We start from the raw sequence: 25,482 nt of genomic DNA, 5'->3' as shown, positions 1-25,482 counted from the left end.
GGGCATTCACCCTATCGATGGCCGAGCGTTTCGGACAAGACGCCTGACGACTCGGCCGACGCGGTTTCCGCCGCGACCTGCGTCCGGTACTGCCCGGGGGTCGAGCCGGTCCACTTCTTGAACGCCTTGTGGAACGCGCTGCCATCGGCGAAGCCCAGCTCCAGCGCCAGTTCGGCGAAATTCGCCGCGCCGGCGTCCAGCCGCGCGATGGCCAGGTCGCGGCGGACCTGGTCCTTCAGCGCCTGGTAGCTCTGCCCTTCCAGGGACAGCTTGCGGCGCAGGGTCGAGGGCGCCATGAAGAAATGCCCGGCGAGCGCGTCCGCGTCCGGCCAGCGTCCCGGCCGCAGGCTGCGCAGGTAGGCCTTGATCCGCGCCGCCAGGCTCTGCGGATCGCGATAGCGGACCAGGATGTTGGCCGGCGCGCCGAGCAGGAAGCGCCGCAGCTCCCGCTTGTCGCGGCGGACCGGCAAGGCCAGGCAGTCGGCATTGAACAGCAGGCGGCTGAGGGGACGGGAGAAACGCAGGTTGTCGCTGAACATCACCCGGTAGTCCTCGATGTAGTCCGGCTGCGGACAGCGCAGGTCGATGGCCAGGATCGGGATGCGCCGGCCGACCAGCCAGCAGGCCAGGCCATGGGTGATCATCCATAGGGTGAAGTAGGACAGCGCTCGCCCGTACCGGCCCGGCGCCTCGTCGAGGACGATTTCCGCCAGGCCGCCGCGGCGCTGCAGGCGCGGCTGGAAGTCGTCGAACTGCAGGCAGAGGAATCGCAGGATGCCGGTCAGCGCCGGCTCCAGGGTCTGCTCGTGAATCGCACAGCGGCTCATGAAAGCGAAGCTGCCACTCTTCAGGCGCCGCGAGTCCATGCCGAAGAACTCGTCGTCCATGCGCCGAGCGAGATCCAGCCAGAGCCGCGAATAGGCGTGCGAGGTGACCCGCGCGTAGGGTTTGCCGAGCAGCTGCGGATCGATACCGGCGGCCTGGAGGACCTCCCCCTGCTCGCCGCCCTGCCGGCGCCACTCCACCAGCGCTTCGCCGACCAGGCGCACCGAGATGGTGCCCTTGGTGCTCGCCTGAGTCTCGCCGTCGTTCTTCACCCGTCCCTCTCGCCTCGCTGCGCGCCGCCCGCCACCTTAGCGCAGGAGCGGGGCGCGGCTCCATCCTCTCAATCGCGCCCCTGGCGCAGCGCGAGTAGGCGAATCTCTTCGATGCTGATCTCGCGCATGCGGAACTTCTGGATCTTGCCGGTAACGGTCATCGGGAACTCGTCGACGAACTTGAAGTGGCGCGGGATCTTGAAGTGAGCGATACGCGCCTTGCAGAACGCCCGCAACTGTTCGTCATCGGCGTGGTGGCCCGGATGCAGCTTGATCCAGGCGACGATTTCCTCGCCATAGCGCTCGTCGGGGATGCCGATCACCTGCACGTCGGCCACCGCCGGGTGAGTGAAGAAGAACTCCTCCAGTTCGCGCGGATAGATGTTCTCGCCGCCGCGGATGATCATGTCCTTGCTGCGCCCGACGATCCGCACGTAGCCGTCGTCGTCCATCACCGCCAGGTCGCCGGTGTGCATCCAGCGCGCCGGGTCGATGGCCTCGGCGGTGGCCTGGGGGTCGTTCCAGTAGCCGAGCATCACGCTGTAGCCGCGGGTGCACAGCTCGCCGATCTCGCCGCGCGGCACCACCCTGCCCGTCTGGTCGACGATCTTGCTCTCCAGCCTCGGCTGGGTGCGTCCGACAGTGGTCACGCGCAGCTCCAGGCCATCGTCCGGACCGGTCTGCAGCGACACCGGACTGGTCTCGGTCATGCCGTAGGCGATCTGCACCTCGGCCATGTGCATGTCGCCAATGACCCGCCGCATCACCTCGATCGGGCAGGTGGCGCCGGCCATGATTCCGGTGCGCAGGCTGGACAGGTCGAATTCGCGGCGGCGCGGATGATCCAGCTCGGCGATGAACATGGTCGGTACCCCGTACAGCGCGGTGGCGCGCTCCTCGGCCACGGCCAGCAGGGTCGCCTCGGCGTCGAAGCTGGGCGCCGGGTAGATCATGGTCGAGCCGTGGGTGACGCAGCCGAGGTTGCCCATCACCATGCCGAAGCAGTGATACAGCGGCACCGGGATCACCAGGCGGTCTTCCGCGCCGAGTCCGAGGCTTTCGCCGACCATGTAGCCGTTGTTGAGGATGTTGTAGTGGCTGAGGGTGGCGCCCTTGGGGAAGCCGGTGGTACCGGAGGTGTACTGGATGTTGATCGGCTCGTCGAACTGCAGCGAGGCCTGGCGCTGGCGCAGTTCCTCGGCGCCTACCGCGGCGGCCAGCCCCGGCAGGCCCTGCCAGTGCAGGAAGCCCGCCGGCGCCCGCTCGGCCAGGCTGATCACGCCGCGCAGTTCCGGCAGGCGCTCGCTGGCCAGTTCGCCCGGACGCGCCCGCGCCAGCTCCGGCAGCAGGTCGCCGAGCATCGCATGGTAGTCGCTGGTCTTGAAGGCGTCGGCGCAGATCAGCCAACTGCAACCGGACTGCTTGAGAGCGTATTCCAGCTCGCTGCTGCGGTATGCCGGGTTGATGTTCACCAGGACCGCACCGACCTTGGCGCTGGCGAACTGGGTAATGCACCATTCGGCGCAGTTCGGCGCCCAGATCCCCAGGCGCTCGCCGGGGCGCAGGCCCAGGGCGATGAAGGCGCGGGCGTAGGCATCGACCCGCTCCGCCAGTTGCCGCCAGCTGTAGCGCAGGCGTTGATGCCGCACCACCAGCGCCTCGCGCTCGGCATGACGCGCGACGGTGGCATCGAAGGCGTCGCCGACGGTGGTCGCCAGCAAGGCGACATCCTGGCGACCCGAGGTATAGCTCGGCTGATTCATGGCTTTCCCTTGTTGTGGTTGTTCTGGGAATGTCGCTGAACCGTCGTCCTGCGCCGCCAGGGCGCTACGACGGACACCGGCGAGCGGTGTCGGTGAAGTCGAAGAGCATGTTTACGTTAACGTAAAGGTAAACGCAAGAGACTTATCCGCCCAGGGCCGTCGGCCCCGGCGCGGCCCAACGGAACGGCGTAGAATGGGCGGTTTTTTCACAGGAGCACAGCATGACCCCGGAAATCGCCATCGGCCTGGTGACGGCCCTCGGCCTCGGTGCGCTGGTCGGTCTCGAGCGACAATGGCGACAGCGCTCTTCCGGCATGGCCACCCACGCGATGGTCGCACTCGGTGCGGCCAGCTTCTCGATCCTGCCGCTGTTGCTCGACAACGAGGTCAGCGTGACCCGCATGGCGGCCCAGGTAGTCAGCGGCATCGGTTTTCTCGGCGCCGGCGTGATCATGCGCGACGGCCTCAGCGTACGCGGCCTGAGCACTGCGGCGAGCATCTGGAGCACCGGCGCGATCGGCGTACTGGCCGGCAGCGGTTTCATCCTGGCGGCCTGCATGACGACCGCGCTGATCGTCATCGCCAACCTGTTCCTGCCCGCTCTCGGCCGGGTGGTGGACCGCCACACCTCGGGCGAGGCCGAGCAGGAGCGCTTCTACCAGATCAGCGTGTCCTGCGAGGCGCGCAACGAAGCGCTGGTGCGCATGCAGTTGCTGCAACGCATGGGCGACAACCGCCTGAACCTGCAGAGCCTGGAAAGCCACGCGCTGAAAGGCAGCGGCAACGTGGAAGTGAACGCCGTGGTGTTCACCCTGCACAAGGAGGACTCGCTGGTGGAACAGATGGTCGGCGAGCTGTGCCTGGCACCGCAGGTCACCGCCGCCAGTTGGGTGATGAATCCCGCCGCGGAATGAACCGGCGAATTTAGGTTGCCCATTCTAGACGCTTCGCCGCAGGCTTTTCCCACCTCCAGACAAGAACAAGCCGGAGTGAACCACACCACCACTGCCTGTTTCGTGGACGGGGCGAGCCGCCCCGCGGGGAGGAGTCATGCGCTTGCGTTGTTTCTTGCGAGGTTGCCGCTGGGACGAAGGTAGCCTGGTCACGGTAGGCCCCGACCTGATGCTGCGCCAACGTTGCCGGCGTTGCGGCGCCCATCGCTATCTCAGCGTCGAGGCGCCGCCCGAGGAAGCCTGAGCGACGCCGGTCGCGTCCAGGCGTCGAGCGGCTGGCCCTTCAGCGCAGGACCAGGCTGGCCCGGGTGCGCAGGTAGCTCTGCCGGTAGACCACGCTGTTGGCCGGACTGGCGGTATATACCAGGGAGTACATCGCGCGCTGTCCCAGGGCCATCGCCACGATCTGGGTCAGCAGCACCTCGTTGCCCTGGCTGATCCGGCAGTGGGTCTCCAGCGATGCCAGGCCGCCGAGGTTCGAGCGGATCGGTGTGGTGCAGCGCGAGCCCAGCCCGGCCTTGCGGTAGCCCGATTGGACGACATCGAAGACACTCTGGAACTGGCCGTCGATCTCCACCGACTCCTCTTCCATCATCTTCAGGCTGAGCAACTCGATGCTGGCTTCCTTCTCGCCTCCCGGCCCGAGCTTGGTCGCCAGTTGCCGGGAGCCCAGTTGCTCCACGTCGCTGGCCTCGGGTGGGATGCTCTCGGTGATCACCTGCCAGCCGGCCGGCCAGTCGACCTCGGGCTGATAGCCACTGCTGGCGCAACCCGCCACAAGCCCCGCCACTACCACCAGCGCCAAGCCGGACGCCTTGCTTCTCATAGCATTTCCTTACTCGCAAAACCCATCGGAGGGAAAGGTCGGACCTGTCGCCATGGCGCCGTCCGCGCAGTCTCCGAGCCCATGGCGACAACGTTCCCAGCTTACCGGAGAGACGGCGAGCGCCAAGGCGCAAGCCTGAACAAGCTAGCCGACTTGGCGAGGAACGCACAAATTTCATCGGCTGGCGTACAGGTATGGGACATCGGTACCAATAGCGAAGTCGCGCAATCCGTCAGTTTTTTTTGAATTTTTGCCATTGGAAAAAGTCTGTTCAGCGCAGCGTTTTTCCAAGTCCCATCCGGCCCGCAAGGAGAACCCATGGCTGAACCCCAGGACAAGTACACCCGGCGCACAGGCAGGACCTGGGCGGACGACCAGGCGACCTACAACCGTCTGCGCGAAGAAGCCGACGCCGCTCGCCAGAAGCTGCGCGAAAGCGGCTACAGCGGCGCCGAGTACGACCAGTTGCGTCAAGCCGCCTTCGATCTCAACCGCAAGGCCAACCAGTACTGGGAGCAGATGCTCAGCGACCTGCGCCAGGAAGACTGATCAGCGCCACGCCGGGAGACTGCCGCTCTCGGCCCACACACCCCCTCCACTCTTTGCGTGCTCCTGGCGTCGGCTCATTCGGGCGCATCCGGGTATTGCACCTCGTCCAGCAGGCGAAACCCCACGTTGTCGGCGTCCAGCGCGCTGAGCAGCTCGATCTGTCGATCGATGTCCTGGTTGATATTGGCCAACTGGCCGATGAAGGCATTGGCCGCCTGGCGGGTGCCAGGGTCGGAGCTGCGCGACAGCTCGAAGCCGAGCTGGGTCAGGGCAGCGGCCAGGTGAGCGAGATTGCGCACACTCAACGAGTGCAACTGGCGGGAAACGGCCTGTTCATCCTGAACGGTGGGAGGGACATCCATGAGTCAGATCCTTCGACTGGCACAATGTGACATTCGTCACAGAGATTAACCGAAGCCCCGCAGAACATCCATGCCAGCTATTCCCCTTCGTCGGCTCTGGCCCGGCCCCTGCGTCGTCCTCAAGTTGTCAGATCCGCTGTCGATACTCTGCGAGCCGGAACACGCGCCATGCCCGCCTCGCCGGGCCACAGGGACGTCCTCGGCTGCCTCGTCGCAGCCTGCGTGCCGGTCCAACCTGGCAATCCATCGAGGCGTTCCATGCTGCAACAATCCCTACGTGCGCAAATCCTTGTCCTGCTCGGCGGCAGCCTGGCGGCGCTGCTACTCATAGCCCTGGCCTGCTTCGGCTCGCTGACCGGCGACGTACGCGCCTACCGCGAGCTGCTCGGCGGCCCCGTGCGGGCGGCGCAACTGATCGACGAGGCCAACCTGCAATTCCGCGGCCAGGTCCAGGAATGGAAGAACGTCCTGCTGCGCGGACGCCAGACGGAGGCCCAGACGAAATACTGGAGCCAGTTCGAAGCCCAGGAGCGAGCGGTGCAGGACATCCTCGGGAGCCTGGGCAGCGTGGCCGAAGGCGAGTTGAAGGATCGTGTCGAGCGCCTGCGCGAAGAGCACCGGCGACTCGGTACGGCTTACCGACAAGGCAGGCAACGGTTCCTCGAGGCGGGCGCCGACCCCATCGCCGGCGACCAGGCGGTGACCGGCATCGACCGCGCCACCACCGCGCAGATGCAGACCCTGCGCGACGAACTGCACCAGGCCAGTGATCTCCATTCCTCCTCCATCAGCGCGGAGGCCCGGCGCACCATGCTGCTCGGCAGCCTGGTGCTGATCGGCGCCAGCCTGGCCGTCGCCCTGCTCAGCCTGTGGCTGGTCAACCGCAACCTGGTCCGTCCGGTGCAACGCCTGATCGAGCACATCGCCCAGCTCAGCCATGGCGACTTCGGCGAGCGCATCGAGATCCGGCGCAAGGACGAACTCGGCAAGCTGGCCCTGGCCGCCAACACCCTGCGCGACTTCCTGGTGGACATCTTCGACCGGCTGCGGCGCAGTACCCGCGACCTGGACAGCGCCAGCGGCTCGCTGAACGCGATCGCCAGCCTGATGGCGGCCGGTACCCGCGAGCAGTTCAGCCGCACCGACCAGGTCGCCACGGCGATGCAGGAAATGTCCGCCACCGCCCAGGAAGTGGCGCGCTACGCCGGCGACGCGGCCAGGGCCGCCGACGAGGCGGACGATTCCGCCCAGCGCGGCGAAGACGTGATGGAAGAAACGATTCGCAGCATCGGCGAGATGCGCAAGGAGATCGACCATACGGTGGAGGTCATCCGCCAATTGGAAAGCGATAGCGGCAGGATCGGCAAGGTCCTCGACGTGATCCGTGGCATCGCCGAGCAGACCAACCTGCTCGCTCTCAACGCGGCCATCGAAGCCGCCCGCGCCGGCGATGCCGGCCGTGGCTTCGCGGTGGTCGCCGACGAGGTCCGCACCCTGGCGCAGCGCACCGCCGAGTCCATCGCCGAGATCCACCAGATCATCGATACCGTGCAGAACGGCGCGGTGAATGCCGCGCGCGCCATCGAAAGCGGGCAGTCGCGCAGCGAGGCCGGTGCCGAGCAGGTTGCCAACGCCGGCACCATGCTGCGCCAGATCACCGCCTCGGTCGAATCGATCCGCGACATGAACCGCCAGATCGCTACCGCCGCCGAGGAACAGACCGCCGTGGCCGAGGACATTTCCCGCAACCTCACGGAAATCGCCTCGATCGCCTCCAGCAACCAGGAACAGGTGGAGCAGACCGAAGCCGCCAGCCGCGATCTCCACGGCCTCTCCGCGCAACTGGGCGATGCCCTGCAACGCCTGCGGGCCTGACCTGGGGTAAGGAAACGACTTCCATGAGGTAAGGCGGACAACCGCAACGCGATTATCCGCCGCTCCAACGGGGGGGCATGGCGGATAGCGTTGTGGCGCTATCCGCCATGCACAGCCAGGGTTCGATCAGTCGAGGACGTTGTCCAGCACCTCGTAGATCAGCCCGGTCGCCACCGCCACCAGCAGCAGGTCGGTGCCGGCCTGCATCCACTCGTAGCCGTCGTAGTGCGGCAGCCGGCCTAGCAGGCGGCCGTCGAGTTTCTTGGCGATGCCGGGCGGCAGCGGCTTGCCGCGCGCCAGGTTCTTCTGGATGCCGGGCGGCAGGGCCGGCCCCGGGTTCCAGTAGCCGCGGTTGTCGCCGAGGATCACCCGTACCCCGCCGACGTCGATACGCGGTCCCGAGTCCCAGTTGCCGCCGCCGTTGCCCTTCTGGCCGGCGCCGCCGCCCTTGTTGCCGGGGCCGCCATGGTTGTCGTGGCCACCCTGGTTGCCTTTGTTGCCCTTGTTACCCTTTCCGCCGTCCATCTGGTTACCGTGCGGGTTGCCCTTGCCATTGCCCGGGTCGGCCAGGACGGCAGGCGTACCGCCGATCAGGGACAGGCTCACGACCAGCGCGAGCACAGAACGAGTGTTGAACATGATGATGTTCTCTCCATGCGAGGACGATCCCTCGATAGCTTAGAACCGTTTCGCTTGTTTGGTTCCATGCCGTCGATCGCGACGCAACCCAGGGAAAGCCCGAGCTGCCGGCTTGGTCGAACCTGTCGAATCGGCTATGCTGCCGCTCCCTGCAAGCGACTACCCGCTACTCCCCGATGACCTGGCTGCCCACTCCGCCATAGCCATGCCTGCCCCTTCCGGCCACGGTCCGAACGACCGTGGCCAGCGTTCGTTCGCCTGAACGCCTGTCGTCATCCCTTGTTTTTTCCAATGCCATCCCGCGGCCCGCGCTGTCGACCGACTGCACGGGCCGTGCCTCGCCCCTGGGTATCCCGATGCTACAGACGCTGAAACAGAACTGGTTCTCCAACCTCCGCGGCGACCTGCTCGCCGGCCTGGTCGTCGCCCTGGCGCTGATCCCCGAGGCCATCGCCTTCTCCATCATCGCCGGGGTCGACCCGAAGATCGGCCTGTACGCCTCCTTCAGCATGGCGGTGGTGATCGCCTTCGCCGGCGGCCGTCCGGGAATGATCTCCGCCGCGACTGGCGCCATGGCGCTGCTGATGGTCAACCTGGTGAAGGACCACGGCCTGCAATACCTGCTGGCGGCGACCCTGCTCTGCGGCGTGCTGCAGATACTCGCCGGCTACCTGCGCCTGGGTTCGCTGATGCGCTTCGTCTCGCGCTCGGTGGTGACCGGTTTCGTCAATGCCCTGGCGATCCTCATCTTCATGGCCCAGCTACCCGAACTCACCGATGTCGGCTGGCCGGTCTACGCGATGACCGCCGCGGGCCTGGCGATCGTCTACGGCTTCCCGCAGCTGCCACGGATCGGCCGGCTGCTGCCCTCTCCGCTGGTATGCATCCTGGTCCTCACCGGCATATCCATCTACCTGGGCCTGGACATCCGCACCGTCGGCGACATGGGTCAGTTGCCCGACAGCCTGCCGCTGTTCCTCTGGCCGGACGTGCCGCTGAACCTCGACACCCTGCTGATCGTCCTGCCCTACTCCGCCGCCCTGGCGGTGGTCGGCCTTCTGGAGTCGCTGATGACCGCCACCATCGTCGACGAGATGACCGACACCGGCAGCGACAAGAACCGCGAATGCAAGGGCCAGGGCCTGGCGAACATCGCCACCGGCCTGCTCGGCGGCATGGCTGGCTGCGCGATGATCGGCCAGTCGGTGATCAATGTGAAATCCGGCGGGCGCAGCCGGCTCTCGACCCTGGTGGCCGGCGTCGCGCTACTGCTGATGGTGGTGTTCCTCAGCGACTGGGTCGGGCGGATTCCCATGGCGGCCCTGGTGGCGGTGATGATCATGGTGTCCATCGGCACCTTCCGCTGGGAGTCGATCCGCAACCTGAAGCGCTACCCGCTATCGACCAACCTGGTCATGCTGGTGACGGTCGGCGTGGTCCTCGCCACCCACAACCTGGCCTTCGGCGTGGTCGCCGGCGTTCTCCTGGCCTCGCTGTTCTTCGCCAACAAGATCGGGCACTACCTCGATATCGACAGCGAACGCTCCGCCGACGGCACCCGCCGCCACTACCAGGTGAGCGGGCAGGTGTTCTTCGCGTCGTCCGGCAGGTTCATCGCCGCCTTCGACCTGAGAGAGACGCTGGAGCATGTGCTCATCGACCTGCGCCACGCCCACCTGTGGGACGTCACCGCCGTCGCGGCACTGGACAAGGTGGTCCTGGGCTTTCGCCAGCGCGGCGTGCAGGTCGACGTGCTGGGCCTGAACGCCGCCAGCGCGACCCTGGTCGATCGCTTCGGCGCCTACGACAAGCCGGGCGCCGTGGACATTCTCCCCGGCCATTGAGCGAAGCGCCACTCGGCGGGCAGGCATGGGCTGGCCCTTCCGCTGTGGCGGAGAGCCCGCCGCTCCGTCAGTAAATCGCGGAAGAACTGTTCGAAGATGACGACATGCAGGCTGGCGCGTTGTAGCGATCCGGCGATTCGGAAGCTTCCTCCGGGTCAGTGGCTGGCCTGCAAAGACTCTCCACGTATCAGTGCTGACAGGGGCAGCACGGGGATACAGCGCTGCATCGGTGCCTGCGCGCCCGGAGGCCTAGCGCCCGGGGCGGGAGAAGGCGCGAAAGGTGTCGAACGCCAGCACCAGAAACAGCATCGGCATGAGCAACGGGACGAAGGCGGACATGGCGTCCTGGTAAGGTCGCCCCAGCCACCACAGGAAGAGGCTGGCGCCGCCGATCAGCAGGATGACGAGAAGGATGACGAACTTGCAGAGGCGCGAGGCGAAGGAGAGCGTGTCGGACATGTCTTTTCTCGGTGGAAGCATGTGCGACCGTTTTAGCGAGCGGTGATGCTGGCCGATATAGGAAGAGTCCGTTTACCAGGTAATCGATTTCGCAGAGCTGGCGTCGGCGTCGAAGGCCGTACCGGCATGACCGCGATCAACCTCCACGCCCTTTCATCGCTGCAATCTGGGAAAAGAGCCCGCGCTCCACGAAATAAAGGCACAATGACATCATTGATTGCCGATGCCCGACATCGCAGTAGCCCCAGGAGTCCAGCATGGCAACCCCACCCTATCCCGAGGACGAGCATTCGAGACAGGCCTACGTCGACCAACTCGGTCTGCTGGAAGAAGGTGCGGACGAGGTATTCGAGGAAATCCTCGCCGCCGCTACGTCCTACTTCCAGACGCCCATCGCGCTCATTTCCATCCTCGACCATCAGCGCCAGTGGTTTCGCGCGAGCATCGGCCTCGATATCCGGCAGACGCCGCGACGGGATTCGTTCTGCGCCTATGCGATCCTGGGCAAGGGAGTATTCGAGGTGGCCGACGCCACCCTCGACCCGCGCTTCCGGGACAACCCCTATGTGCAAGGCGAACCGCGCATCCGCTTCTACGCCGGGGCTCCGCTGGCCACCGCGGAAGGTCTCAACCTCGGCAGCCTCTGCGTCATCGACCGGGAACCACGCGGGCCGCTGGCCGAGCGGGACGTCGCCATGCTCGAGCACTTCGCCCGGCTGGTGATGGCCCGTATCCATACGCTCCGCTCGACCAACTACATCGACGAGCCAACCGGCCTGTACAACCGTCTCCGCCTGCAGGAGGACGTTTCCCTGCGCCTGCAGCGCGACGGCGCCCTCACCGTGATCGCCGCCGACCTCCTGCCCCTCGCCCTGCTGAATACCATCATCCGTACGCTGGGCTATCCCTTTTCCAACGACCTCATGCTCGAGGCGCGCGACCGCATCCGCGCGGAACTGCCGGATTTCACTCTCTACAAGATCAGCCCGACGCGCTTCGGACTGCTCCTGCCACGGCAGCAACAGGAAGAAACCGAGTCGGTCTGCCTCCGCCTGCTGCGGGCCTTCGAAAGCCCCGTCGTATGTCGCGGGATCCCGATCAAGGCCAACGTGGGCCTCGGCGTACTACCGCTTGCCGACGATCCCCTCGACGGCGATCAGGACTGGCTGCGCCTGGTGGTCAGCGCGGCCGACGACGCCCGCGACCGCGGTGTCGGCTGGGCCCGCTACAACCCGCCGCTGGACCAGGCCCAGCAGCGTGCCTTCACATTGCTGACCTCGCTGTCCCAGGCGATCGGAACCGAAGAAGGCTTCCATCTGGTGTATCAGCCGAAAATCGACCTGCCGACAGGCAGGTGCACGGGCGTGGAAGCGCTGCTGCGCTGGCGGCACCCGCAACTCGGCTTCGTCAGCCCCGCCGAATTCGTGCCCCTGGCGGAGAAAACCGCACTGATGCGCCCCCTCAGCGACTGGGTGCTGCGCCATGCCATGGCCCAGCTGGCGCAATGGAACGCACGGAACATCCCGCTCAGGCTGGCGATCAACGTATCGGCATCGGACATGGAAGACAGCAGCTTCCTGGAAGAGGCCGTCAGACTCGCCAAAACCTACGACATCGACCTTTCCGCCCTCGAGCTGGAATTCACCGAAAGCGTACTCATCCGCGACGCCTCGGCGGTCGGCTCGGTGCTGCTGCGTGCCCGGGAGCTTGGCATGGGCATCGCGGTGGACGACTTCGGCACCGGCTACAGCAACTGGACCTACCTGCGCGATCTGCCAATCACCGCCATCAAGCTCGACCAATCGTTCACCCGCGACCTCGCCGGCTCGCCGAAGGCGCAGAGCGTCACCCAGGCGGTGATCGGCCTGGCCAGCCAGTTGGGTTATCGGGTGGTCGCGGAAGGCATCGAGACCCACGACACCTTCCACCTGCTGCAGGCCTGGGGCTGCCACGAGGGCCAGGGCTATCTGATCGCCCAGCCGATGCTGCCGGAGCAACTGGAGGACTGGCTGCGGCGTTAGCCAATGCAGGCACGTGGAATGGGCCCTACCAGCATGCTCGCCAGCCTCAGCGCGTCGCTCAGGGACTGGCGAGCAAGGCCCAGACCAGATAGATCGAGTAAAGGGTCAGGAGTATCAGTGCCAACAGCACCGCCCTGCTGGCATGGCGCGCAGCCACCCAGCGGGAATTGCGCCCGCAGCGCCAGACCACGACGAGGCTGAGGCACAGGTAGGCCAGCCTAACCAGCTCGACACCGACCATTCCCCACAAGGTCAGGGCCACCGCATGTTCGCCGGGAGCTTCCTGCATCAGCGGATCGACAATGGCCACCATCGCCTGCCTGGCGGCGACGCTGAGCAATAAGAAACCCGCAGCGAAGAACAGCCAGAATGCCTTCCACAGCGGCTGCCCGCCGGAAAGGAAACCTCTCGCAGTCAGCTTCTCCTCGGCCAGGTCCGCCTCTGGGGTCTTGTATGGGTGCTCCATGCCCTGGGTCCTCCCTGCAAACGGGCACCCTAGCACATCCCGCGCCGCTCGCCTTCTTCAGCGGGCGGCAGACCGTCCGTTGCACCTCGCGATGTTTCCAGCGCTCGGCCGAGCGTCTCTAGCGCGGGCAGGAGACCTGCGTGCCTTCCACCTTGCGGATGTGATCGCGATAGGAGCCGGAAACCAGGATCGATTGCGTGCCGCCCTTCTCGCTGAGAATGCCATCGCAACTGTAATCGCAGCCAGCCTCGATGCTGAGGCACACGTCCTGTCCCTCGAAACGGTACAGGTTGGCAGGCCACCCCGTGCAATCGTACAGGCCTGCGCCAGGGCATTCGACGGCCTCGAGTCTTCCGGCAACGACGATGGTCGAACCTGCCATGTCCTTGAGTTCCTCCGCGGCGCCAGCGGCAATGGAGAAGAGAGCGGGAAATACAACCAGGGAAAGTCGGCAGGGCATCGGCTTCGGTACTGTCTACTATGTGGACGGAATTCTGAATCGGGTCAGGAATCGATATTCCCGTTCAGACCGAAGCGTGTTGAAGCAGTTCCCCGCCCCCACTCGCTCGGTTTCCCACGACCGCGGCAGCTCCAGGAGTTCGATACTCTTGTCATTGGTAGTCGCAACTGCGAAGCGCTGCCTGTCCGTTCATAACGGCCACACGGGCAACTTCACTTTATTTGCATTTAAAAAAAGAGCCCATTCGGGCCCTTTTTTTTCCGAGACAAGTTATCAGGACTGATCCTTTCCAATATTGACACTGAACGAGCCGGAGTTATTGCCATAGGTTCCGGGCACGTCGTTGTAGATAAGAGTGATTGCACCCTGGACATTATTGGGTGCAACCCAACGGAACAACCCGGTATTGACCGGAATGGTTCCGCTGTTGCCAATCTTCATGACCAGCGCACCACAAAACGCATCGTGGCAGATCAGCCCTTGGTCCGGATGCTCCCGATCGCCCTGCGGCCCCCATTTCTGGGTAGGTCCGTAACTGGCCCAACCGGCGGCGACGATGGTAATGACATCGCCCGGATTGTAGATAATCGACGTTACCTGCCCTGCTTCGTTATTAGCCAGAACCTCACCTTTCCAAGCCATGATTGATCTCCGATATATGAATTCCTGTTCATAAACGAAAGAGGCGAAAAACCCTGATTCGCGATCCTTCCCTGTCAGCAAAGCACAGCAACGAGGAAGTACCGCCTACCAATTCATGCAGGAGAAAAGAGGATAATTCCGCCAGTGAATTGAATATATTCGGAAAGGAAATTAAAAAGCAGGAGCAGAAGATAACGACAAAAAATCAAACTTCCAAAGACAACTACTTCAAGCTGCACAAACACTCCCGCACACCAGCCAGGGCGAACCCTATACGGAGCCGTACTAGAATGAAACGCCTCCAAGGCCGAGGAGGGAAAGAAGGCAACGTCGACTCGTTGATTGCCGCGCGATGGCGGGCCGGAAGAAAATCGGGGAAGGAACGCAGAAGTCGGCTGAACGCCAGGAAACACGATGGTGCCCGGAGCCGGGGTCGAACCGGCACGGGGTTACCCCCGAGGGATTTTAAGTCCCTTGCGTCTACCGATTTCGCCATCCGGGCAGGATCTCGCTTCAAGTGAGCCGGCAACGGGAACCAAACCGGCATCCCAACCCGAGACCCACCCCAAACGGTAGATAAATCATTGTCTTACGTTACTCTAGCCGGCGCAACAGTTAATTTCCGTGGGCTCCGCCCAGGTTGCCGGGTGATTCCAGGGGAAGCACGATCCGGAAAGCGCTGCCGACTCCCGGCTGGCTGCGTACCTCGATGGTGCCGCCGTGTTTCTGGACGATGCCGTAGGAGAGCGACAACCCCAGGCCGGTCCCCTTGCCTACCGGCTTGGTGGTGAAGAACGGATCGAAGATGCGCGGCAGGATCTCGGGGGAGATACCCTGCCCCGAGTCTTCCACTTCGATCCAGGCATGCTCCACGGTATGCCCCGTGCGAATCACGATGCGACCCCGCTCCGGCCCCATCGCCTGGGCCGCGTTCATCACCAGGTTCATCACCACCTGGTTGATCTGCGACGGCAGGCACTTCACCTCGGGTAGATCGCCGTATTCGCGGACCACGTCGGCCCGGTACTTCAGTTCGCTGGCGACGATATTGAGGGTCGACTCGATCCCCTGGTGCAGATCGGTCCACTGCCAGTCGTCCTCGGCGTCGACGCGGGAGAAGTTCTTCAGGTCCTGGACGATCTTGCGCACCCGCCCTATACCTTCCCTGGATTCGCGCAGCAACACGGCGACATCCTCCTTGACGAAGGCCAGTTCGACCCGCTCGCCGAGCTGCTCCAGGCGTCTTGCCAGCGCCTCGTCGCGGATCGCGGGGCGAGCCTCTTCATAGGCTTCAAGTACCTCCAGCAAACGCCTGACGTGCTCCTCCAGGGTGGTGTAGTTGGAGGAAACGTAGCTGATGGGGTTATTGATCTCATGGGCGACGCCGGCGGCCAGGTGGCCGATCGAGGCAAGCTTCTCCGTCTGCACCAGTTGGCTTTCCAGTTCCTTGCGCTCGCCGATCTCTTTCTCCAGCGCCTCCTTGGCCTGGCCGACTTCCCGGGTGATCTCCTGGATGGCAGCCTCCATCCGGCTCATCTGCAACTGGAGGTGAGCCGTCACGTTCCACTTGGCGCTGAGATTGCCGGCCATCTGGCGGACCTCCTGTCCCTGCAAAGGCAGGCCGAGGAGCAACAGGCGCTCTTCCGCAGCCCACGGCGCCAATAGCGGAAAATCGGCGGGAGGCGCATGCACCACGACCTGCAAGCGGGAGTCGAGACGCCAGAACCGCTCGAGAACGGGAATATCCGCGCCTACCGACGGCATCCCGAGGAAGACCACGGCATACGGCGCATCGGCCTGGAGGGCCGAGCGTATCCGCCCCAATGCCTCCTCGGCGCTTCCCGCCGTATCCACCTGGTAGCCCCGCTCAGGCGCCACGGGAGGCGATTCGGCCCCTAGGGTTCCCTGCAACAACCCGCATACACGGTCTCGATCCGCCTGCCGCTCATCGATCACCAGCAAGCGCCGGTTCCTGATGGGTAACGTCTCCATGATCCGCACCTCCGCTCGCCCAGCCGCCGCGTGCATGCGCCCTCGTCCAGGCCAGACTCGGACTATGCTTGCCTGAAGTATTCAGGCAAAACTCACCCGGTGGACAGACACTCATGAACGATAGCGCACCTCCTTCCAACGAGACGGAGATCCGCTTCAGCGTGCTGCTGGTCGACGACGAGCCGCTGATCCTCAGCAGCCTGCGCCGGCTGCTACGCAACCAGCCCTACGACCTGTTGCTGGCGGAGAGCGGCGAACAGGCCCTGCAACTGCTGGAAAGCCGGCCCGTGGACCTGGTGGTGTCCGACGCCCGCATGCCGAACATGGACGGCGCTGCCCTGCTCGCGGAAATCCATCGCCGCTCCCCGGAAACCATTCGCATCCTGCTCACCGGCCATGCCGACCTGCCAACCATCGCCAAGGCCATCAATGAAGGGCGCATCCACCATTACCTGAGCAAGCCGTGGAACGACGACGAGTTGCTGCTGACCCTGCGCCAGTCGCTCGAATACCTGCATTCCGAGCGCGAGCGGCGGCGCCTGGAGCGACTTACCCAGGAGCAGAACGACCGCCTCCAGCAACTCAACGCCACGCTGGAAAAGCGCGTTCAGGCGCGCACCGCCGAACTGCAGCAGACCGCCGACATGCTCGACCTCGCCTATGAGGAGCTAAAGCGCAGCTACGTGGTCGGCACCGAAGTCTTCTCGCTGCTGGTCAACCAGCGCCTGCCCAAGGACAAGCAGACCAACCAGCAAATCATCGAACTGGTCCGCGCCTGCTGTGCCAGCGGCCTCGTCGACGAATCGGATGGTCGCGACCTGGCGATGGCCGCGGCGCTCTACAACATCGGCAAGCTAAGCTGGAACGACACCCTGCTCAGCTCGCCCTCGGACCTGCTCTATCACCACGACCGCGATCGTTTCCGCGGCTACCCGGAACTCAGCGAGTCGCTGCTGATGTCGCTGGAACCGATGCAGGACGCCGCCCGCCTGATTCGCCATCACCAGGAGCACTGGGACGGCAGCGGCTATCCGGACCACCTCAAGGGCGAGGCCATTCCCCTGGGCTCGCGCCTCTTGAAGCTGGCGGTGGATTTCGTCGAGCTGCAGCGCGGACTGATCCTCGAACGGCGCATGAATCGCGACGAAGCACTGATGTACATCCGCAAATACGCCGGCCGGCTGTACGACCCCGAGCTGATCGAACCGTTCATCCAGGTCTGCGCGACGACCCTTGCCGATGTCACCCTGGCCGATCCGCAAGTCCGTGCCCATGGCACCCGCGACCTGGTTCCGGGCATGGTGCTGGCGCGCAACCTCACCGCCAACAACGGCATGCTGCTGCTCAACGCGGGCAAGGTCCTGAACCTGGCGCTGATCGAGAAGCTGATCGCCTTCGAAGCGATCGAAGGCGCACGCTACACGCTGTTCGTGCGCCTCCCGGAGTCGACGACCTAGGCGGCTCCCGTCAGATCTTGAAGCGCTCCACCGACGAGCGCATGGTCGCTGCAACCTCGTTCAGGCGCCTGGCGGTGGCGGCCATCTCGTGCATCGCCTGGGTGTTCTGCTGCGAACGCTGGGCGATGAGTTCCACGCGCTGGGCGATTTCATCACTGGCGCGCGACTGCTCGCGGATGGTCTGGGAAATCTCATCGACCACCGACGCGGCATGACGGGTTCCATCGAGGATCTCGTTGATCGACACCCCTGCCTGGCGGGCGAACGACACCCCCTCGTTGACCCGGCTCACGCCGGCCTCCATGCTGTTGATCGCTTGCCCCGTGCTGGCGCGGATGCGCTCGATCATCGCGGTGATCTCCTGGGTCGACTGGGTGGTCCGCGCCGCCAGCCCGCGTACCTCGTCGGCGACCACGGCGAAACCGCGCCCGGCCTCTCCGGCCCGCGCCGCCTCGATGGCGGCGTTCAACGCCAGCAGGTTGGTCTGCTCGGCGATCCCCTTGATCACCTGGATGATCGAATGGATCTCGTCCGACGACTGGCCGAGAGCGGTGATGCTGGTGGAGGACTGGTTGACCACGTCGGCGATGCGGCTCATCCCTTCCACCACGTTGAGGATCACCTGCCCGCCACTGCTGGCCAGCTCCTCGGACTTGGCCGAGATCACCCTGGCGTTGTCGGCGTGGTCGGAAATCTGCGAGATATTGGTGATCATCTCTTCCATGCTCGCGGCCATGCTGGTGGCGCTGTCGGCCTGTTGGCTGGCGCCGTGGACGATCGACTGCGAGGTCTGGCCGATGGATTGGGAGGTGTCGTGGAGCTCTTCGCTTTCCTGGCGGATGATGGTGATCATCTGCCGCAGGTTCTCCTGCATCTCGCCCAACGCCCGCTGCAACTGGCCGGCCTCGTCATTGCTGTCGACGCCGATCGGCTCCTGCAGGTTGCCCTGGGCGATCACCCGGGCCGATGAGACCAGTTTGCGCAGCGGCTGCAGGACGGCGCGCAGCAACTGGCGACAGAGCTGTCCAAGGACCAGGCAGGCGACCAGGATGCCGCCCGCGAGCATCCAGGCGGAATAGCGCATGCTGTCTTCGCGCGCCCGGTTGGTCTGCTCGACGTGTTTCTCGATCAGGCTGCTGAGCGCTTCGTTGCGCCCTTCCAGCTCCTTGAAGGCCTGGACGAACTGCGGCAGCTCGGCCCGCGCCGCCACGGGATCGAGCAACGCCTTGCCGACGATGCTCTCGGCGGCGCCGATGTAGGCTTCCAGGTCGGGCCGCAACTCGACCAGCGCCTGGTGGATGGCGTCGTTGAGAGGCAGCCCCTGGTTCTGCTCGACCACCTTGCGAAACCACTGGCTGTGCTCCTGCAGGTCCTGGCGGACCTGCTCGGCCGCCGCGCCGTCGCCGGGCTGGACCACGAACGCCGCCAGGACGTCGGCGCGCAAGGCGTCGTGCATCATGTCGCCTTCCATGTGGTTGCGCAGCGCATTGACGCTCAGCTCGTTCTCCGACAGCGCCTTGCCCAACCGCAATTGCCCCCAGAAGCCGACCCCGCCTAGCAGCACCACAGCCACGATGCCGATGGCGCCCGAAGCGAGGATTCTCTGCCGAATGTTCATCCCTGGGCTCCTTTCCGTGCCGAGATATCGCTAAGGATAGTCAACCCCAGGCAAGGCGGGATTGCCCGAACGAAGAGCTATTCGGGCACGGAGCGGGGACGCCGGCCATTCTCAGGAAGCTGCCGGCCGCTCGCTCTGTTCGGCCGTCAACTGGAACTCTTCGCCCGCATAGTAGGCCCGCACCTTGGGGTCCATGACCGCCCGCCACAGCGGCGGGATCAGCGCCAGCACCACCATCCCGGCATAACCGCTGGGCATCTGCGGGCTATCGTCATAATGACGGAGGACCTGATAGGGGCGTTTGGCGAAGGCATGATGGTCGGAATGCCGTTGCAGATGGAACAGGACCAGGTTGGTGAAGACGAAGTTGCTGTTCCAGGAGTGGGTATGGTTGGTCCGCTCGTAGCGCCCGTCCTCGCCCTTTCGCCGATGCAGGCCGTAGTGCTCGACGTAGTTGATGATCTCCAGCAGGGTCACCGCGACGAACGCTTGGCCAAGGAAGAAAACCATCCCCAGCCAGCCGAACGCCCAACCGAAACCGACCAGCAACGCCAGGCTCAGCAGGTACCACCAGATCAGTTCGTTCTGCCAGCCGAACACCGGCAGGCCCTTCTTGCGCAGCCGCACCGCTTCAAGGCGCCAGGCGTTGAGGAAGTTGTACTTGTAGGCATGCGGCAGGAACTGGTAGACCGACTGGCCGAAACGCGCCGACGAAGCGTCCTCCGGCGTAGACACATGCACATGGTGGCCGCGCACATGCTCGACCTTGAACCCCGCGTAGCACACGGCGGCCAGCAGAATGCCGCCGGCAGCCTGCTCCAGCGCCGAGTCCTTGTGGATCAGCTCATGGGCGACGACGATCCCCACCGCTCCCATCACCGTGCCCATCGAGAGGATCCAGCCCAACCGGCCGAGCCAGCCCCACTCCTGGAAAGCGACGAACACGCCAGCGGCCCACACCAGCGTACCGATGAGCACCGGCACCGTGGCCAGGGTCAGCAATACGTAATAGCCCTGGCCGAGCAACTGCGGCGTCTGCGTTTCCTCGTCGGGGTTGGCCGGGTCGCGGCCGAACAGCATGTCCAGCAGCGGCCCGATGCCGAATACCGCAATCACCAGGGAAAATGCCCAGAAGGCCGGATGCGCGCTGTCCTGGGCCATCCAGTAGTTGAACGGCATGGACAACGCCAGCAGCAGCCAGAGCCAATAGGCGTACTTCTTGATGGCCAGCATGGTGCTGGGAGAGAAATTTTCAAACATCGTGCGCTCCAGTTTTGTCCGACAATCCTACAATCGAACCATCACCGAGCCGGGCTGCCAGGTCACCATCACTAAAGGTTGGCCGCCTCCCCGGCCTTCACCCTGCTTGACCTGAATCAAAGGGCAAGTCCTCGCGGTTTTATGCCCATCGACTTTCTCGATATTCCATTTTCATCCGTACTTGCCGTCTCTCGCTGCCGGCCGCGCTGGACCGTGGATACCCGGCTTTCCTGGGAAAGCCGGGTATCCATCGCATCAGCCGATAGGAATCACCGGTTATTTCCCATTGATCTCATCGAGGCCGTCGCTAATATCGAATCCAATTTCCAAACAAGGAGCCTCACGATGTCTGACGCATTCCTCTCCTCCATCAAGAACCGCCGCACCATCTACGCCCTGGACAAGCAACTGCCCGTCTCCCAGGAGAAAATCGTCGAACTGGTCAAGGAGGCCGTCTCGCACAGCCCTTCCGCGTTCAACTCGCAGAGCTCGCGGGTGGTCGTCCTGTTCGGCGCCGAGCACGAGCAGTTCTGGAACATCGCCAAGGACGAGTTGAAGAAGATCGTTCCCGCCGACGCTTTCGCCGCCACCGAAACCAAGCTCAATTCCTTCGCCGCCGGTGCCGGCACCGTACTGTTCTTCGAAGACCAGACGGTAGTGCGCCAGCTTCAGGAGCAGTTCGCCCTCTACGCCGACAACTTCCCGGTGTGGTCGGAGCAGGCCAGCGGCATGGCCCAGTTCGCGGTCTGGACCGCCCTCGCCGAGCACAAGGTCGGCGCCAGCCTGCAGCACTACAACCCGCTGGTAGATGCGCAGACCCACAAGACCTGGAACCTGCCGGAAAGCTGGAAGCTGCGCGCACAGATGCCTTTCGGCGCCATCGCCGCTCCGGCGGGCGAGAAAGCCTTCATCGCCGAAAGCGAACGCTTCAAGGTCTTCGGCAACTGATCGGCCGAGATCGCCGTAGAAAAGCCCCGCCTCGTCGCGGGGCTTTTTCTTTCCCCCGCGCCTCAGCCGCGACGCACCGCCGGCCTCGGCAGGCGCACGCTCCAACCCTGCTGCATGCCCGCCGCGGCGAGCAGGATGGCAGCCACGCCAAGCCACTGGGCCAGGCTCAGGCGATGTTCGAAGACCAGCCAGTCCACCAGGATCGCCGCGACCGGATAGATGAAGGACAAGGCACCGGTCAGCGCCGTCGGCAATTTCTGAATGGCGCCGTAGAGCAGTACGTACATCAGCCCGGTATGGACGATTCCCAGGGTCGCCAGGCTGGCCCAGGGAGCAACGTGCCGGGGCAGTTCGGCAAGGTTCGCCAGCGGTGCGAGCATCAGCACGCCGGTGCCCACCTGGATCAAGGCGATAAGATGCGGCGGCGTGCCTTGCAGGCGCTTCACGATCAGCGCGGCAAAGGCATACAGCAGCGCGGCAGCGAGCGCCAGGAGGATACCGAACAGGTAGTCCCCGCGCGGGGCGTCGCTGTCGCCGTGGGCGCTGACGATCGCCAGCATGCCGGCGAACGAAAGCCCCAGCCAGCCCAGCTTGCGCGCAGTGACCTTCTCGCCGAGAAACACCGCGCCTAGCCCCACCAGCATGAACGGCTGGACGTTGTAGACCGCGGTACCGATGGCGATCGAAGCCCGTGAGTAGGATGCGAATAGCAATACCCAGTTGCCGACGATGAACACCCCGCTGAGGAGCGCCAGCAGGAACGCCTCGCGCCCCAGGCTGCCGCGGCGCAGGAAACCCAGCGCGGCACAGGCGACCAGCAGCGTGGCGAAACCGAATACGCAGCGCCAGAACACCACGTCCAGCACGGGCTGCCCGGAGAGCAGCACCAGCCAGCCAATGGTGCCGCAGATCAGCATGGCCGAAGTCATTTCCAGCGTACCGCGACGGATCGGATCGTTCATGGGCGCTCTCCCGCAAGACAGGCCTATGATTATCCAAAGTCGTCTTCCAGCCCTCCATCGCATTACTCAGGCAAAAACCCGTGACGACCTTTTTTATCAGGGCTATTTTGAAAAAAAACTTTCGAGGCCGACATGACCGACGACATCGACCAACGCCTGATCAACGCCCTCATGGCTGACTCGCGACTGTCCCTCAAGGCTCTCGCCCAGGTCAGCGGGCTATCGGCCCCGAGCGTCGCCGAACGCCTGCGCAAGCTGGAAGAACGCGGCGTGATCCGCGGCTACACCCTGGATGTCGACCCCCGCTGTTTCGGCTACCAATTCCAGGCGATCGTGCGCATCCGCCCCCTGCCCGGCAGGCTGCACGAGGTCGAGCGACAGATCCAGGACATCGCCGAGTTCACCGAGTGCGACAAGGTCACCGGTGACGACTGCTTCATCGCCCGCCTCCAGGTTCGTTCGATGGAACAGCTCGACACGCTGCTGGACAGGATCAACGGCTACGCGGAAACCAACACCGCCATCGTCAAGAAGTCCCCGGTTAAACGCCGGCTCCCCCCGATGACCTGAGCGAGGCACTCCGCATGCCCACACCCGGCACGGGTTCCGTCCCGGAATTGCAACTCGTCCCGTTCCAGCTGGAACACTTCCCAATCCTGCAACGCTGGTTCGCCACGGAAAAGGAGCTGGTGCAATGGGCCGGCCCCGCCCTGCGGCATCCGCTGAGCCTCGAGCAGATGCATGAAGACCTCGCGGAAAGCCGCCGGCGACCGCCGCTGCGCCTGCTCTGGAGCGCTTGCCGGGATGACCAGGTCATCGGCCATTGCCAGTTGCTGTTCGACCGCCGCAACGGCGTCGTCCGCCTGGCTCGCATAGTCCTGGCGCCAAGCGCGCGCGGCCAGGGCCTGGGGCTACCGATGCTGGAGGCGCTGCTCGCCGAGGCCTTCGCCGACGCCGACATCGAGCGCGTTGAATTGAACGTGTACGACTGGAACGCTGCCGCCCGTCATCTCTATCGACGCGCGGGGTTCCGCGAAGAAGGCTTGCGCCGCTCCGCCACCCGGGTCGGCCGGGAACGCTGGAATGTCGTTCTCATGGGGCTTTTGCGGCAAGAGTGGGCGGCGGGAGGCGCCGGCAACGACTGAGGCGCAGGCGGATGCTGCGCCTCATCCGGTACTACAGGTTGGAACGGAGCCGCCACAGTTCGGGGAAGAGGATGGTATCGAGCATGCTGCGCAGATACCCCACTCCCTCGGTTCCGCCCGTGCCGGGTTTGAAACCGATGATGCGCTCCACCGTGGTCACGTGACGGAAGCGCCACTGGCGGAACGAGTCCTCCAGGTCGATCAGTTTCTCCGCCAGCTGATACAGGTCCCAGTAGCGTTCCGGCGCCTGGTAGACCTGTCGCCACGCCGCCTCCACCGAGGCCTCGTAACAGGTGCCGGCCGCCGCGTCCCGGGCGAGCCGCTCCTGGCTTACCGGCAACCCCTGGGCGGCCATCAGGCGGATCGCTTCGTCGTATAGCGACGGCGTATGCAGGGCCTGCTCCAGGGCCGCCAGCAGCTCGGCACGGTGAGCATGGGGCTTGAGCAGGGTGGCGTTCTTGTTGCCGAGGATGAATTCGATCTCGCGGTACTGGTAGGACTGGAAACCGGAAGACTGGCCCAGGTACGGGCGGATGGTGTTGTACTCGGTCGGCGTCATGGTGGCCAGCACCGCCCAGGCGTGTACCAGCTGGTCGAAGATCCGCGAAACCCTGGCGAGCATTTTCAGCGCCGGACCGAGCTTGCCTGACTTGACGTGCTCCCGGGCGGCCCGCAGTTCGTGGAGCATCAGCTTCATCCATAGCTCCGAGGTCTGGTGCTGGATGATGAACAGCATTTCGTTGTGGTCGGGCGAAAGCGGGAACTGGGCGTCCAGAACCTTGTCCAGCTTCAGGTAATCGCCGTAGCTCATCGCATGGGTGAAGTCCAGGGCGGCGTTATGCCACTCAGCCTCTCCGTCCGTTTCTCCCTGGGCCTGGGAGTGAGGGCAAGGACACATGTGAATCTCCTGAATTCGGCGGCAGGCGTCGGAAGTCGATGAGCGACCTGCCGGCAACGTTGTCGGGGGTGGCTTCGACACGGTCGAAGCGCGCTCATTTTACGATGCGCCCATTCGAATATTCGTGCAAAGCATCCTTTCCCGCCCGTCCCCGATGAAATCTAATTCGACGGATCGATGGAAAAATCGAATTTCGGATCACTCGCGGGTCGTGGCCGAGAAAAGCCCGGATAGCGGATCCGTGACCATTAGGCCTCGTCCCGAGAGCCTGGATTTCGACCCGCCACTCCATCCAGCGAAGCGACACGAGGCCCGCCGTCGAACTCAGCCGGCGCGCCCGAACACCCTGTCCAGGTGCGCCTGGTAGGCAGCGACGGTAGCCGGGACGTCCGGGCGCTTCATCACATCCACCGCGAGGAACGTCGGCAGGCCGGACATGCCGAGGAACTGGTTGGCCTTGTGGAAGGGGAAATACACCGCATCCACGCCTTTTCCCTCGAAGAAGTCGCTCGGATCGTCGAACGCCTGCCGTGGTGCATTCCAGGTCGCCGAGATCATGTAGCGCTTGCCCTGCACCAGACCGCCGCTGCCATATTTCTGCGTGCTGTCGGAGCGGGTACGACCGTCGTTGGCATAGAGGCTGCCGTGTCCGGCCGTGAAGACTTCGTCGATGTAGCGCTTCACTGTCCATGGCGCGCCCATCCACCAGCCGGGCATCTGGTAGATCACCACGTCGGCCCAGAGGAACTTGTCCACCTCCGTCGGGATGTCATAGCCACCGTCGATGAGGGTCTGGCGCAGGTCGAAGCCACGGCGGTCCAGATGGGCCAGGGCGGTTTCGTGCAGGGTCTGGTTGAGGCGACCGTCGGAATGGGCGAAACGCTTTCCGCCGTTGAGCAGGAGAATGTTTTTCATGGTGTTCCGTACATGCTGGAACCGCAGCGGAGATGCCTGCCGATCCCGGGTTGAAGAGAGCGGCAGGTTAGATAGGCGCAGGGAACGGAAAAAGTCGTACGGCGGTAAAACAGATTTGATCCGCACTCACGAATCGCCAGAAGAGCTGGGATGCGCGTCTTCATTGCGCCCCCACGCAGCCAGCCCTCGATGACCGGCACGAACTCTACCCGCAGCGAGCCATCACCAACGCAGTACGCACTGGCTCGCCAGCATTCGAACGCATGTGAGTACCCAGGATTGCAGCAACAGGCTGTGACGCGCTCGACTCAAACGCTCCTTCCTACGCGCG

General features: G+C 64.5%; 25 protein-coding genes and 1 tRNA gene. 10 read left to right on the top strand and 16 right to left on the bottom strand.

Translation table 11 applies throughout. From position 1 onward, the window contains the following. Positions 1–11 precede the first annotated feature (11 nt). On the bottom strand, positions 12–1,097 hold the full coding sequence (locus AT700_RS12215) for an AraC family transcriptional regulator (protein WP_003113336.1): 1,086 nt from the start codon (positions 1,095–1,097) through the stop codon (positions 12–14). A 68-nt stretch (positions 1,098–1,165) separates the two neighbouring features. Beyond that, entirely contained in the window at positions 1,166–2,860 is a 1,695-nt protein-coding gene (locus AT700_RS12210) for an AMP-binding protein (protein WP_003113337.1), read from the bottom strand. A 221-nt stretch (positions 2,861–3,081) separates the two neighbouring features. Here AT700_RS12210 and AT700_RS12205 point away from each other — a divergent pair, with 221 nt between their 5' ends. Both AT700_RS12205 and AT700_RS30265 read left to right on the top strand, forming a co-directional pair. Then, a complete protein-coding gene (locus AT700_RS12205; RefSeq protein ID WP_003102512.1) occupies positions 3,082–3,774 on the top strand; it encodes an MgtC/SapB family protein in 693 nt (230 codons plus the stop codon). A 136-nt stretch (positions 3,775–3,910) separates the two neighbouring features. Further along, positions 3,911–4,057: a PSPA7_2676 family Cys-rich small protein gene (locus AT700_RS30265; protein WP_003090016.1), complete on the top strand. Its 147-nt coding sequence runs from the start codon at positions 3,911–3,913 to the stop codon at positions 4,055–4,057. A 39-nt stretch (positions 4,058–4,096) separates the two neighbouring features. On the opposite strand, the gene AT700_RS12200 is transcribed toward AT700_RS30265, so the two are convergent. Beyond that, a complete protein-coding gene (locus tag AT700_RS12200) occupies positions 4,097–4,639 on the bottom strand; it encodes a DUF4946 domain-containing protein (protein ID WP_003090018.1) in 543 nt (180 codons plus the stop codon). A 318-nt stretch (positions 4,640–4,957) separates the two neighbouring features. On the opposite strand from AT700_RS12200, the gene srfA reads away from it, so the two are divergent. Then, positions 4,958–5,188: a stress response facilitator SrfA gene (gene srfA / locus AT700_RS12195; RefSeq protein WP_003090022.1), complete on the top strand. Its 231-nt coding sequence runs from the start codon at positions 4,958–4,960 to the stop codon at positions 5,186–5,188. A 74-nt stretch (positions 5,189–5,262) separates the two neighbouring features. Here srfA and AT700_RS12190 read toward each other — a convergent pair whose 3' ends face one another. After that, positions 5,263–5,550, bottom strand: a complete 288-nt coding sequence (locus AT700_RS12190; RefSeq protein ID WP_003102510.1) for a hypothetical protein — start codon at positions 5,548–5,550, stop codon at positions 5,263–5,265. A gap of 168 nt (positions 5,551–5,718) precedes the next feature. Between AT700_RS12190 and ctpH the strand changes: the two genes are divergently transcribed. Beyond that, positions 5,719–7,425: a methyl-accepting chemotaxis protein CtpH gene (gene ctpH / locus AT700_RS12185; protein WP_078801532.1), complete on the top strand. Its 1,707-nt coding sequence runs from the start codon at positions 5,719–5,721 to the stop codon at positions 7,423–7,425. Between the two features lie 126 nt (positions 7,426–7,551). On the opposite strand, the gene AT700_RS12180 is transcribed toward ctpH, so the two are convergent. Next, positions 7,552–8,064, bottom strand: coding sequence for an anti-virulence regulator CigR family protein (locus AT700_RS12180; protein ID WP_003090028.1), 513 nt, complete (start codon positions 8,062–8,064; stop codon positions 7,552–7,554). A 356-nt stretch (positions 8,065–8,420) separates the two neighbouring features. On the opposite strand from AT700_RS12180, the gene AT700_RS12175 reads away from it, so the two are divergent. Continuing rightward, the gene (locus tag AT700_RS12175; RefSeq protein WP_012614082.1) at positions 8,421–9,908 is read left to right on the top strand and encodes a SulP family inorganic anion transporter; all 1,488 of its coding nucleotides are present in this window, start codon (positions 8,421–8,423) and stop codon (positions 9,906–9,908) included. A gap of 249 nt (positions 9,909–10,157) precedes the next feature. On the opposite strand, the gene AT700_RS12170 is transcribed toward AT700_RS12175, so the two are convergent. Next, positions 10,158–10,367 (bottom strand): hypothetical protein, encoded by a 210-nt coding sequence (locus AT700_RS12170; protein ID WP_003102501.1) that lies wholly within the window; start codon positions 10,365–10,367, stop codon positions 10,158–10,160. Between the two features lie 257 nt (positions 10,368–10,624). Between AT700_RS12170 and AT700_RS12165 the strand changes: the two genes are divergently transcribed. Beyond that, positions 10,625–12,388, top strand: a complete 1,764-nt coding sequence (locus AT700_RS12165; protein ID WP_003102498.1) for a putative bifunctional diguanylate cyclase/phosphodiesterase — start codon at positions 10,625–10,627, stop codon at positions 12,386–12,388. Between the two features lie 58 nt (positions 12,389–12,446). Here the strand turns inward: AT700_RS12165 and AT700_RS12160 are convergent, their stop codons facing one another. The 5 genes from AT700_RS12160 to AT700_RS12140 form a co-directional block, all read right to left on the bottom strand. Next, the gene (locus AT700_RS12160; RefSeq protein ID WP_003102495.1) at positions 12,447–12,854 is read right to left on the bottom strand and encodes a hypothetical protein; all 408 of its coding nucleotides are present in this window, start codon (positions 12,852–12,854) and stop codon (positions 12,447–12,449) included. Positions 12,855–12,972: 118 nt separating this feature from the next. Continuing rightward, positions 12,973–13,314 (bottom strand): hypothetical protein, encoded by a 342-nt coding sequence (locus AT700_RS12155; protein ID WP_003120049.1) that lies wholly within the window; start codon positions 13,312–13,314, stop codon positions 12,973–12,975. A gap of 273 nt (positions 13,315–13,587) precedes the next feature. Next, on the bottom strand, positions 13,588–13,956 hold the full coding sequence (gene lecA / locus AT700_RS12150; RefSeq protein WP_003102492.1) for a PA-I galactophilic lectin: 369 nt from the start codon (positions 13,954–13,956) through the stop codon (positions 13,588–13,590). Positions 13,957–14,371: 415 nt separating this feature from the next. Next, positions 14,372–14,458, bottom strand: a tRNA-Leu gene (locus AT700_RS12145). A 113-nt stretch (positions 14,459–14,571) separates the two neighbouring features. Beyond that, complete coding sequence (locus AT700_RS12140) at positions 14,572–15,984, bottom strand: ATP-binding protein (RefSeq protein WP_003120048.1); 1,413 nt, start codon at positions 15,982–15,984, stop codon at positions 14,572–14,574. A 77-nt stretch (positions 15,985–16,061) separates the two neighbouring features. On the opposite strand from AT700_RS12140, the gene AT700_RS12135 reads away from it, so the two are divergent. Then, complete coding sequence (locus AT700_RS12135) at positions 16,062–17,405, top strand: response regulator (RefSeq protein ID WP_003102481.1); 1,344 nt, start codon at positions 16,062–16,064, stop codon at positions 17,403–17,405. 10 nt (positions 17,406–17,415) lie between these two features. On the opposite strand, the gene AT700_RS12130 is transcribed toward AT700_RS12135, so the two are convergent. Then, positions 17,416–19,023: a methyl-accepting chemotaxis protein gene (locus AT700_RS12130; protein ID WP_003113347.1), complete on the bottom strand. Its 1,608-nt coding sequence runs from the start codon at positions 19,021–19,023 to the stop codon at positions 17,416–17,418. A gap of 111 nt (positions 19,024–19,134) precedes the next feature. Beyond that, positions 19,135–20,283 (bottom strand): alkane 1-monooxygenase AlkB1, encoded by a 1,149-nt coding sequence (gene alkB1, locus AT700_RS12125; RefSeq protein WP_003102475.1) that lies wholly within the window; start codon positions 20,281–20,283, stop codon positions 19,135–19,137. A gap of 345 nt (positions 20,284–20,628) precedes the next feature. On the opposite strand from alkB1, the gene AT700_RS12120 reads away from it, so the two are divergent. Then, positions 20,629–21,231 carry a nitroreductase family protein gene (locus AT700_RS12120; protein ID WP_003113348.1) on the top strand — a complete coding sequence of 201 codons (603 nt, stop codon included), beginning with the start codon at positions 20,629–20,631 and terminating at the stop codon, positions 21,229–21,231. A gap of 62 nt (positions 21,232–21,293) precedes the next feature. Here AT700_RS12120 and AT700_RS12115 read toward each other — a convergent pair whose 3' ends face one another. Further along, complete coding sequence (locus AT700_RS12115) at positions 21,294–22,193, bottom strand: DMT family transporter (protein ID WP_003116840.1); 900 nt, start codon at positions 22,191–22,193, stop codon at positions 21,294–21,296. A gap of 132 nt (positions 22,194–22,325) precedes the next feature. Between AT700_RS12115 and AT700_RS12110 the strand changes: the two genes are divergently transcribed. Beyond that, positions 22,326–22,763, top strand: coding sequence for an Lrp/AsnC family transcriptional regulator (locus tag AT700_RS12110; protein WP_003102469.1), 438 nt, complete (start codon positions 22,326–22,328; stop codon positions 22,761–22,763). Between the two features lie 14 nt (positions 22,764–22,777). Next, on the top strand, positions 22,778–23,338 hold the full coding sequence (locus AT700_RS12105) for a GNAT family N-acetyltransferase (RefSeq protein WP_003120045.1): 561 nt from the start codon (positions 22,778–22,780) through the stop codon (positions 23,336–23,338). 31 nt (positions 23,339–23,369) lie between these two features. Here AT700_RS12105 and kynA read toward each other — a convergent pair whose 3' ends face one another. After that, positions 23,370–24,236 (bottom strand): tryptophan 2,3-dioxygenase, encoded by an 867-nt coding sequence (kynA, locus tag AT700_RS12100; protein ID WP_003120044.1) that lies wholly within the window; start codon positions 24,234–24,236, stop codon positions 23,370–23,372. 324 nt (positions 24,237–24,560) lie between these two features. Next, entirely contained in the window at positions 24,561–25,151 is a 591-nt protein-coding gene (locus AT700_RS12095) for an NAD(P)H-dependent oxidoreductase (protein WP_012614078.1), read from the bottom strand. Between the last annotated feature and the right edge of the window lie 331 nt (positions 25,152–25,482).

This window comes from Pseudomonas aeruginosa, assembly GCF_001457615.1.
GTDB classification, from domain to species: Bacteria; Pseudomonadota; Gammaproteobacteria; order Pseudomonadales; family Pseudomonadaceae; genus Pseudomonas; species Pseudomonas aeruginosa.
Note: the sequence above shows the minus strand (reverse complement) of the source record. Positions and strands in the feature narration are given on the sequence as shown.

What these genes read in the sequence shown, in the direction of transcription:
- AT700_RS12210 (WP_003113337.1), bottom strand. Translation starts at nt 2,860, where the DNA reads ATGAATCAGCCGAGCTATACCTCGGGTCGCCAGGATGTCGCCTTGCTG.
- AT700_RS12205 (WP_003102512.1), top strand. Translation starts at nt 3,082, where the DNA reads ATGACCCCGGAAATCGCCATCGGCCTGGTGACGGCCCTCGGCCTCGGT.
- AT700_RS30265 (WP_003090016.1), top strand. Translation starts at nt 3,911, where the DNA reads ATGCGCTTGCGTTGTTTCTTGCGAGGTTGCCGCTGGGACGAAGGTAGC.
- AT700_RS12200 (WP_003090018.1), bottom strand. Translation starts at nt 4,639, where the DNA reads ATGAGAAGCAAGGCGTCCGGCTTGGCGCTGGTGGTAGTGGCGGGGCTT.
- srfA (WP_003090022.1), top strand. Translation starts at nt 4,958, where the DNA reads ATGGCTGAACCCCAGGACAAGTACACCCGGCGCACAGGCAGGACCTGG.
- AT700_RS12190 (WP_003102510.1), bottom strand. Translation starts at nt 5,550, where the DNA reads ATGGATGTCCCTCCCACCGTTCAGGATGAACAGGCCGTTTCCCGCCAG.
- ctpH (WP_078801532.1), top strand. Translation starts at nt 5,719, where the DNA reads ATGCCCGCCTCGCCGGGCCACAGGGACGTCCTCGGCTGCCTCGTCGCA.
- AT700_RS12180 (WP_003090028.1), bottom strand. Translation starts at nt 8,064, where the DNA reads ATGTTCAACACTCGTTCTGTGCTCGCGCTGGTCGTGAGCCTGTCCCTG.
- AT700_RS12175 (WP_012614082.1), top strand. Translation starts at nt 8,421, where the DNA reads ATGCTACAGACGCTGAAACAGAACTGGTTCTCCAACCTCCGCGGCGAC.
- AT700_RS12170 (WP_003102501.1), bottom strand. Translation starts at nt 10,367, where the DNA reads ATGTCCGACACGCTCTCCTTCGCCTCGCGCCTCTGCAAGTTCGTCATC.
- AT700_RS12165 (WP_003102498.1), top strand. Translation starts at nt 10,625, where the DNA reads ATGGCAACCCCACCCTATCCCGAGGACGAGCATTCGAGACAGGCCTAC.
- AT700_RS12160 (WP_003102495.1), bottom strand. Translation starts at nt 12,854, where the DNA reads ATGGAGCACCCATACAAGACCCCAGAGGCGGACCTGGCCGAGGAGAAG.
- AT700_RS12155 (WP_003120049.1), bottom strand. Translation starts at nt 13,314, where the DNA reads ATGCCCTGCCGACTTTCCCTGGTTGTATTTCCCGCTCTCTTCTCCATT.
- lecA (WP_003102492.1), bottom strand. Translation starts at nt 13,956, where the DNA reads ATGGCTTGGAAAGGTGAGGTTCTGGCTAATAACGAAGCAGGGCAGGTA.
- AT700_RS12140 (WP_003120048.1), bottom strand. Translation starts at nt 15,984, where the DNA reads ATGCACGCGGCGGCTGGGCGAGCGGAGGTGCGGATCATGGAGACGTTA.
- AT700_RS12135 (WP_003102481.1), top strand. Translation starts at nt 16,062, where the DNA reads ATGAACGATAGCGCACCTCCTTCCAACGAGACGGAGATCCGCTTCAGC.
- AT700_RS12130 (WP_003113347.1), bottom strand. Translation starts at nt 19,023, where the DNA reads ATGAACATTCGGCAGAGAATCCTCGCTTCGGGCGCCATCGGCATCGTG.
- alkB1 (WP_003102475.1), bottom strand. Translation starts at nt 20,283, where the DNA reads ATGTTTGAAAATTTCTCTCCCAGCACCATGCTGGCCATCAAGAAGTAC.
- AT700_RS12120 (WP_003113348.1), top strand. Translation starts at nt 20,629, where the DNA reads ATGTCTGACGCATTCCTCTCCTCCATCAAGAACCGCCGCACCATCTAC.
- AT700_RS12115 (WP_003116840.1), bottom strand. Translation starts at nt 22,193, where the DNA reads ATGAACGATCCGATCCGTCGCGGTACGCTGGAAATGACTTCGGCCATG.
- AT700_RS12110 (WP_003102469.1), top strand. Translation starts at nt 22,326, where the DNA reads ATGACCGACGACATCGACCAACGCCTGATCAACGCCCTCATGGCTGAC.
- AT700_RS12105 (WP_003120045.1), top strand. Translation starts at nt 22,778, where the DNA reads ATGCCCACACCCGGCACGGGTTCCGTCCCGGAATTGCAACTCGTCCCG.
- kynA (WP_003120044.1), bottom strand. Translation starts at nt 24,236, where the DNA reads ATGTGTCCTTGCCCTCACTCCCAGGCCCAGGGAGAAACGGACGGAGAG.
- AT700_RS12095 (WP_012614078.1), bottom strand. Translation starts at nt 25,151, where the DNA reads ATGAAAAACATTCTCCTGCTCAACGGCGGAAAGCGTTTCGCCCATTCC.